Here is an 8,649-nt window from a genome sequence, read left to right on the forward strand (position 1 = left end):
GTCAGAATTCAGGAGTCAGAATGCAATCAGTGAGGGATTCAGACCCGCCACTTTATTGTTGACCACAAAACAAGAAAATTTGGTGGGGGTGCAAAAACGCCGTTTATTCATCCACCAATCGCACAAAATTCATTCTGAATTCTGGCTCCTGACTCCTGAATTCTGTTTGATAAAACTCCATTTCTACCTATCTTTCAGGCTTTTTCTTACGTCGAACTCAAGTCAGTTCAAGCACAAATACAGGTAAAACCACAGCAAAGCATTACACCCAAATTCATCAGTTCCCAACAACTTAATCTAGAAGGTGATAGCAAACCTTTTATCCTTTCTGGTTTGGGACGGACTGCCAAACCTGACGAAAGCGACTCTAGATGCATTCCTACAAGAATAGATAACCATACCCCGATGTTGAGCCATAAATATCCTTGGTCGGCAATTGGTCGAATTATCCTTTGCCAGAGTGGGAGACGATCGCTGATAAAACCGATAAAATCTAAATTATTAAATAGCTTTGATATAGTTATGGCAATTACTCGCTCTGTGCTAGGGGCGGTTCATGCAAACAAGCTAATCTCTAACTAGTGCGATCGCTCACTGTATTTGCAACAGCAGCAGGATAAAATTCTAAAATCATAATCGTACTAAAAGGTCTAAATGGCAGAAACACTATTCTTCAACGCCTTACGGGAAGCCATTGATGAAGAAATGGCACGTGACTCCAGCGTATTCGTTCTCGGTGAAGACGTAGGACACTACGGCGGTTCCTATAAAGTTACCAAAGACCTGTACCAAAAATATGGCGAACTCCGCATTCTAGACACTCCCATCGCTGAAAATAGCTTTACTGGGATGGCAGTGGGAGCAGCGATGACTGGGTTACGTCCCATCATCGAAGGCATGAATATGGGCTTTTTACTGCTCGCGTTCAACCAAATAGCCAACAACGCTGGGATGCTGCGCTATACTTCCGGGGGTAACTTTAAAATTCCGATGGTAATTCGCGGCCCTGGAGGTGTGGGACGGCAGCTTGGGGCAGAACATTCCCAGCGACTAGAAACCTACTTCCAAGCTGTGCCAGGGTTGAAGATTGTTGCCTGCTCTACACCAAGAAACGCCAAAGGACTATTAAAATCCGCTATCCGCGATGATAACCCCGTGCTGTTCTTTGAACACGTTCTGCTTTACAACTTGAAAGAAGATTTACCAGAAGAAGAATATTTACTACCCCTAGATAAAGCAGAAGTTGTGCGTCAAGGAAAAGATGTGACAATTATAACTTATTCACGGATGCGGCATCATGTGCTGCAAGCGGTAAAAACTTTGGAAAAAGAAGGTTATGATCCAGAAGTTATTGATTTAATCTCGCTCAAACCATTAGATTTTGATACTATTGGTGCATCAGTACGTAAAACCCATAAAGTGATTGTGGTGGAAGAATCCATGCGAACTGCGGGCATCGGAGCAGAAGTCATCGCCTCAATTAATGATCGCTTATTTGATGAGTTGGATGCGCCAGTACTGCGGCTTTCTTCCCAAGATATCCCCACGCCTTACAACGGCAATCTGGAACGACTAACAATCGTCCAACCAGAGCAAATAGTGGAAGCTGTGGAAAAAATGGTAGCTTTGCGAGTCTAGGGAGTAGGGAGTAGGGAATAGGGAATAGGGAAGAAATTCAACCACTACTCCCCACTCCCATTCGGCTACGCTCACGGCAAGCCCACTCCCCACTCCTCACTCCCCATTCATAACTGTACAAAAGAGAGCTATTATAGCCTTTGTCAGTTGCGAGTTATAGTATGCAAAGACAGCGATCGCTTTTAATTTTGATTGTAGTCATGATAATCGCCGCCATTGTGGTGATTAACACAATTTCGATTCCGCTAGGACTGGACTTGCGCGGAGGGTCACAGCTCACAATTCAAGTGAAAACAACACCGGAGATTAAGCAAATCACCGACCGCGAATTGGAAGCCGTGAAAAAAATAGTTGAAGGTCGGATTAACGGTCTTGGCGTTTCCGAACCAGTAGTACAAACTGTAGGCAAAGATCAAATCCTCGTGCAGTTACCCGGAGTCAGCGATCCACAGCAAGCTGAACGGGTTCTAGGGGGTACGGCGCAGTTAGAATTTCGCACGCAAAAGCCTGGTACGGAAACTCAACTGTTTGCTTTCCAATCATCACGAGCTGAATTGAAAGTAAAGCAGCAAGATGTGATCAAGAGTAACGATCAAGCAGCAATTGTCAAAAATCAGCAAGATTTGCAGAAAAATAATCAAGCGATCGCCCAATTGTTTGAAAGCACTAACCCCCCACTCGCAGGGAAATTCCTCAAAGATGCATCCGGTGAACCCACTCAAAACAACAATTGGAACGTTGCCATTCGCTTCGACCAAAAGGGTGGTGAACTGTTTGCCGAACTGACCAAAAAACTTGCCGGTACAGGACGCAGCATTGGCATTTTTCTAGACAATGAACTGATCAGCGCTCCGAGTGTCGGGCCTGAATTTGCTGCTAGTGGTATTAGTGGTGGTGCTGCTGTAATTACAGGTAGGTTTACCGCCCAAGAAGCTAACAACTTAGGTGTGCAGCTACGGGGGGGTGCTTTACCCTTACCAGTGCAAATCGTCGAAAACCGCACTGTTGGGGCAACTTTAGGTAAAGATAGTATTCAACGCAGTATTTACGCTGGTTGTGGCGGATTGCTGTTAGTATTGATTTTCATGTTAATTTACTACCGACTACCAGGGTTAATTGCCGACTTTGCTTTGATTATCTATGCGCTATTGACCTATGCCACCTTTGCTTTGCTAGGCGTGACATTAACTCTCCCCGGTATTGCTGGGTTTATCCTCAGTATCGGCATGGCAGTTGATGCTAATGTATTGATTTTTGAACGCACCCGTGAAGAACTACGCGCTGGTAAAACTTTATATCGTTCTGTAGAGGCAGGATTCTACCGAGCTTGGTCTAGCATTTTAGATAGTCATGTCACATCATTAATTTCTTGTGCAGCACTGTTTTGGTTAGGAGCAGGTTTAGTTAAAGGCTTTGCTTTGACATTGGCGCTAGGGTTGGGGGTGAATTTGTTTACTGCCATTACTTGTAGTCGTACACTGCTATTTTTATCATTGCAATTTCCCAACTTGCGTAAGCCAGAATTGTTTTGTCCCAATCTCTCAACGTCAATTAAGTCTGGTGCGGAGGTGCAGTCATGAAACTTAGTGTCGTCAAACAGCGAGGATTATGGTGGACAATTTCTGCCACCCTAATGATTATTGGCATTGTGGGGATGGTGATTTCTTGGCAACAACTAGGCGCACCGCTACGTCCCAGTTTAGATTTTGTTGGTGGTACGCGACTACAATTTGAACGCGATTGTACACAACCAAACAACTGCACTCAACCGATTGAAATCTCTGACGTGAGGGAAGTAGTTGATGCTCAGAAGCTAAATAATAGTAGCATCCAAGTTGTTGGTCAAAAGCAACAGGGAATATCCATTCGCACAAAGACATTAGATGTCGAGCAACGCACCCAGTTGCAAACAGCTTTGACTGAAAAAATTGGAGCCTTTGACCCGAAAGCCACCCAAATTGACACCGTTGGCCCGACACTTGGCCGTCAACTATTTTCCCAAGGGTTATTAGCCCTGGTTGTCTCCTTCGCGGCGATCGTTGTTTATTTAAGTGTGCGGTTCCAGGTGGACTATGCCGTAATTGCAATTATTGCCTTGTTCCATGATGTTTTGATTACGCTGGGTGTTTTCTCGATCTTGGGATTAGTAGCAGGTATTGAAGTTGATAGCCTTTTCGTAGTTGCTATTTTGACTATTACTGGTTTCTCGGTAACAGATACCGTGGTCATCTACGATCGCATTCGAGAAATACTGCATCTACATCCTAACGATCACATTGACAAAGTTGTTGATGATGCAATCAATCAAACTTTAACGCGATCAATTAATACCACGTTTACCGTTTTACTAACATTATTTTCCCTATTCCTATTTGGCGGCGAAACCCTGAGAAACTTTTCTCTAGCTTTGATTATTGGCTTCACGATGGGCGCTTATTCAAGTATTTTCATCGCCGGTTCTCTTTTAGCTTGGTGGCGAGAACGCAAGGATCAAACAAGCGTGGTAAACAGCACTGAACCGATTGATACATCTGCCAGTTCCCAGGATAGTTAAACTTGTGTGTATTTGACAATTAGGTTAAAGCATTTTGAATTGCTGATCTATGCTTTGCAATTTTAATCCCCTATGGATCAACCGGAAGAACCATTAACTAGTGTCCCAGACTTTGAGAAATCTGACCCATCGTTTGCTCAACAAGTACAAAGGCTACATCAGCTGACAGTATATGGCAGGTGGCTATTTGTGTGCTGTTTATGGCTAACCATTGCGCCTTTTTCCTTGTGGGGTCTACGTGCAGAAATTTCTTTGTGGCAACAATATTTTACCTGGGTAGCGGTGCGATACGGTCTCTTCTATCATCCACTGTCTACCTTCGGTTTAGCCTTTTCTATTGGGATGACTGCTGCTGTTTTAGTTTGGCAAAGTCGGAATATTCTACTGGGACTACCACAGCAGGAAAAACAACGTTTAGAAAAACAAGTTTATCGGATACGTCAACAGGGAGCAACTCATCCTCTGTGGAAGTGGGTTTGTCAATAATTTTTCTTTCTCGTTGGATATACATATACACGTACAGCAATTTCTAGCAAAATAGGACTTAACCATACAAAGATACTGCCAAAAGTGGATGTCATAAATGAAAGAGTCTCAGATTCAATTTAGCGAACGCAAGTCTGAAATTGACCTTTACCAACTCCAAGAACTATTAAACGTTTCAGCTTTCTGGGCAAAAGGCCGCAGTATTGAAGATTTAGGTATAGCCATTGCCAATAGTGAGCCAGTAATTTCCGTCTGCGATCGCGATCGACTCATTGGCTTTGCTAGGGCAACATCTGATGGCATATATCGCGCCACAATTTGGGATGTTGTCATTCATCCAGAGTATCAAAATAGCGGGCTGGGAAGCAATTTAGTAGAAACCGTTCTGAGTCATCCCCGCATGAAGCGGGTTGAGCGCGTTTACCTGATGACTACTCATCAGCAAGGTTTCTACGAAAAGATTGGTTTCCAGCCCAATACCACCACTACAATGGTGTTACACAACCTAGCTAACCTTGCTTTCATTCCTGTTACCGAAGATCAACTTCAGGAATCACTAGGGGGATAGAAATTTGTAGTCTAGTAAACTTCTGAGGTGGTTCCTTTGCGATTGGAGAGGGCAGGATTTCTAATTTTCCTCCCATAACTTCTAACAGGGTCTGATTGATTAATAGCCTCATTCCTGGGGAAAAAACAGCGTTTTTTTGGTCAATCTGGGTTAGATGATCTTCAGATTTGATCAAATCAATCGGCTCGCTCCAGAGTATGGTATGGGTTGGCACATCAAGCCAAATGTTGACAAAATTATTTGTCGGGACAGTACTGGTAGAAATACAGATGCTGCCTTCTTCCATTTGAATAATTGCAGTGTCTATTAAACTTATCAATATTTGGCGGAGCCAGAGGTCATCTGCCAAAACATAAATTTCTGGGTCGGTGGGTAACAATTGCAACGGAAAATTGCGATTTGCCGCCAGCATATAAGTTAAGTTATGAACCTCTTGCAAAATTTGGGCTAACAGTCTGGGCTGAATATCTAATTTATTAGTACCGTGTTCAGTTCTAGCAACGTTGAGAATTTCATCCATCAACTTCAGCAACTTCAGTGTTCGCTCTTGAGCTTGGGCAATAAATTCTCGCTCTTCAGCTGGATCTTCACACAAATCTGACAAAATTAACTGATGCAAACCAATCAGACCATTGAAAGGCGATCGCAATTCATGGGTAGTCCGCGCCAAAAAACCAGCTTTAAACTGGCTCATTTCCCTTGCCATTTGGTATGCCAGCTGCGTTTGCTGTAGCTGTTGCGATATTGCTAGCATATCCTCTTGATCTAATGGTGCTACTGGGGATGAGCTAGATGAAACATTTGACGATGCCTGCTTTGGGCGTAGCCATCGCACAAATAATCTACAGAAAATCATACCTAGTGCTATTCCTGCTCCTAGATATATCGAGTTGCTCCAATCCATAATCTAGCAATTATTAACTTTTAAATTGACACAACAGCGCAAATTAAAGTTCAAGATTTCTCGTAAATTAAAGGGTTTAAGTTCCCTCTCTGACAAAGTTCTGATCGAGAAGGGGTAGGCAGTATTCGAGCGTATCGCAGGAAACCTGCGTTCAACGCCAGACGAGAGCGACAGTAAACCCGTCTACAGCGCTGGCTCGACCTTGCGCTACCTCAACACGTGGCTCGGAGCGTCTCCTCTTGGGAGAAACCAAGGGCGAATGGTGGCTCCGACTCAGCTCAGTTACCCTGCAAGAAGCAAGCTACAGTCGGGATTTAAATCCCCTGATGTAACTCTCTTGAATGCGTGAATTTTGAATTGTTAACTGTTTGTTGTTCAAATTAGGAAAACAACATTATAGCTACTTATATCTGGTTATCACTCGATAAATCTAATTTTGTCGTACCCTGCCGCAAAATTTGCCAATTTATCCCTGTCCATTTAGCAACGGTGGAAGGTATACCCATCCCCGGTATTTTACCCTGATATTCTGTCGTTGCTAGAGTCAGAACCTGGGGAAACTGAACCTCAATTTCTGCGATCGTTTGCAAAGGCGGCTGACCAGAAAAATTGGCGCTAGTAGTAGCAAGAGGTCCTGTTTGCGCCAAAATAGTTTGAGCGATCGCACTGTTTGGGACTCGGATACCAATTGTTGTCGGATCAATAGGGTTCATAACTTTTGGCACACGCTCACTCGCTGGCAAAACTAACGTCAGCCCTCCTGGCCAATATTTATCTGCTAGTTCTTGCCAAATTTTATACTCGTTCTCACTACCTTTGACATACAGCCACAAATCTTCAGCATTAGCAGCCATCAAAATCAAAGGTTTGTCTTGACTACGTTGCTTCGCCACAAAAATTAATGCTGCTTTTTCTGGTATGGCAGCAAGTGCAGGAACAGTATCCGTGGGAAAGCTCACCAAAAGGCCAGCGCGTGCGCCAGCTATTAGGTCTGCGAGGGAAACTTGCGTCATCTTACTAAGTAAGTCGGCTAGAACAATTCAATATATATAATAAAGAAATATAACTTTTAAGTAGGGTGTAATGGTACTTACAGGAATTTAGGGACTTCCAAAAAATAAATTAAATTATTCATCTTGTGGGGGCATCCTGCCCGCCCTGAATATGGGATGGGTGTTCGCGTAGCCGCACGTAGTGCGGACACCCATCCCAGTAGCACAGTATTTAATTACTCGCTTAAATATTGTGAGAGAGATGCGATCGTGCGGTAATCCCAAATTACCCTTAAATCTAGCTCTTCTGTGAGCAAAGTTTCTAAATCTCCAGACTAAAATCAGCTAGCAGTTTTTTTTACTTCAATCATTCCTAGTGTGGGAACTTTAACATCCCAAGCTAAACCCAACACTTTAAGAGAGCGGATAAACCAGTCCCCTAAATCAACTTGCCACCATTGCAAGCCAAACTTTGCCGAGTTAGGAAAAGCATGATGATTGTTATGCCACGCTTCTCCTCCTGTAGGAATTGCTAGCCAAACATTATTAGTACTCTGCTCACTAGTATTGAAGGGGCGACTGCCATATAGATGAGTAACGTAGTTAATAGTCCAACTTAAATGATGGACTAAAAAAATTCGGACAAGCCCTCCCCACAAAAATCCTTGCCATATACCTATCCAAGTACCTGATAATATTCCTCCAATAATAGCTGGAATCAAAAGACCTAAAAAGACCAGAGTTAGGTATTGTTGGTTGACTTTTTTTATCAGAGAGTCTTGCAGCAAATCCTTAGCAAACACTGTAGAATTTGTGATTTCGCAGTTAAGCATCCAACCAATATGGCTATACCATATTCCGTTTAAACTTCCCCAAAATCCTCCTTGGTGAAGGTTGGGAGAATGAGTATCTCCTATCTGATCACTGTATTGGTGATGGCGTCTATGGTTGCTAACCCAATTGATGACAGGACCTTGAGCTGACATAGAACCCAAAATAGCCAAAGTAACTCGAATAGATGGGTGGGTCTTAAAAGTGCAGTGAGATAAAAGGCGATGAAAACCTACAGTAATCCCTCCGACCATAGTCAGAAACCAGAAGACCAAAAGCAATTCTAATTCCAGGAGACTAATTCCAAAATCCCAAGCGAATTTGAGCGCTATCAGTGTTCCGATCAAAGGAATTATGATTGTGGCTATAGCAAAACGCCTTTGTACTTGTTGTAAGTAATCATTTTGGATTATTATCTTTGTTGTTTTAGTTGAAGTCACCAAATCATGACTTTGATTGTCTAACTGCATTAGCCTCTACATCCTCCTTCAATCTTGTCTTCACTAAGCTGAAAAATATCTGATTTGCATAACCGAATTAAACATAACTCTTCTGGGGTGGGCTGGAAAGTCCGCCCTAATGGGAGCAAGTTAAATGTGAAACAGCTTATTAACTTCAGACCATTAGACATCTGGTGAAATTAAATATGCGTTATCTAGAACCCTTGTAGAGACGC

At 43.1% G+C, this 8,649-nt stretch carries 8 protein-coding genes; 5 read left to right on the forward strand and 3 right to left on the reverse strand.

The window, feature by feature from the left end; translation table 11 throughout:
• Positions 1–654 precede the first annotated feature (654 nt).
• The 5 genes from PUQ00_RS31140 (at position 655) to PUQ00_RS31160 (ending at position 5,246) form a co-directional block, all read left to right on the forward strand.
• A complete protein-coding gene (locus tag PUQ00_RS31140; RefSeq protein ID WP_300423714.1) occupies positions 655–1,638 on the forward strand; it encodes an alpha-ketoacid dehydrogenase subunit beta in 984 nt (327 codons plus the stop codon).
• 161 nt (positions 1,639–1,799) lie between these two features.
• Complete coding sequence (secD, locus tag PUQ00_RS31145) at positions 1,800–3,218, forward strand: protein translocase subunit SecD (RefSeq protein ID WP_300423716.1); 1,419 nt, start codon at positions 1,800–1,802, stop codon at positions 3,216–3,218.
• A complete protein-coding gene (secF, locus tag PUQ00_RS31150; protein WP_300423718.1) occupies positions 3,215–4,192 on the forward strand; it encodes a protein translocase subunit SecF in 978 nt (325 codons plus the stop codon). The genes secD and secF overlap by 4 nt, the downstream gene beginning before the upstream one ends.
• 72 nt (positions 4,193–4,264) lie before the next feature.
• Complete coding sequence (locus PUQ00_RS31155; RefSeq protein ID WP_300423719.1) at positions 4,265–4,678, forward strand: hypothetical protein; 414 nt, start codon at positions 4,265–4,267, stop codon at positions 4,676–4,678.
• 97 nt (positions 4,679–4,775) lie between these two features.
• A complete protein-coding gene (locus PUQ00_RS31160) occupies positions 4,776–5,246 on the forward strand; it encodes a GNAT family N-acetyltransferase (RefSeq protein ID WP_300423721.1) in 471 nt (156 codons plus the stop codon).
• Here the strand turns inward: PUQ00_RS31160 and PUQ00_RS31165 are convergent.
• From PUQ00_RS31165 to PUQ00_RS31175, 3 genes are all read right to left on the reverse strand, one after another.
• Positions 5,209–6,150 (reverse strand): HAMP domain-containing sensor histidine kinase, encoded by a 942-nt coding sequence (locus PUQ00_RS31165; RefSeq protein WP_300423723.1) that lies wholly within the window; start codon positions 6,148–6,150, stop codon positions 5,209–5,211. The two genes, PUQ00_RS31160 and PUQ00_RS31165, sit on opposite strands and share 38 nt — an antisense overlap.
• A 404-nt stretch (positions 6,151–6,554) precedes the next feature.
• A complete protein-coding gene (locus PUQ00_RS31170; RefSeq protein WP_300423725.1) occupies positions 6,555–7,163 on the reverse strand; it encodes an L-threonylcarbamoyladenylate synthase in 609 nt (202 codons plus the stop codon).
• Between the two features lie 320 nt (positions 7,164–7,483).
• Positions 7,484–8,443 (reverse strand): fatty acid desaturase, encoded by a 960-nt coding sequence (locus PUQ00_RS31175; RefSeq protein WP_300423727.1) that lies wholly within the window; start codon positions 8,441–8,443, stop codon positions 7,484–7,486.
• Positions 8,444–8,649: the final 206 nt, after the last annotated feature.

Source organism: Nostoc sp. S13 (genome assembly GCF_029379315.1).
Taxonomy (GTDB): domain Bacteria; phylum Cyanobacteriota; class Cyanobacteriia; order Cyanobacteriales; family Nostocaceae; genus Nostoc.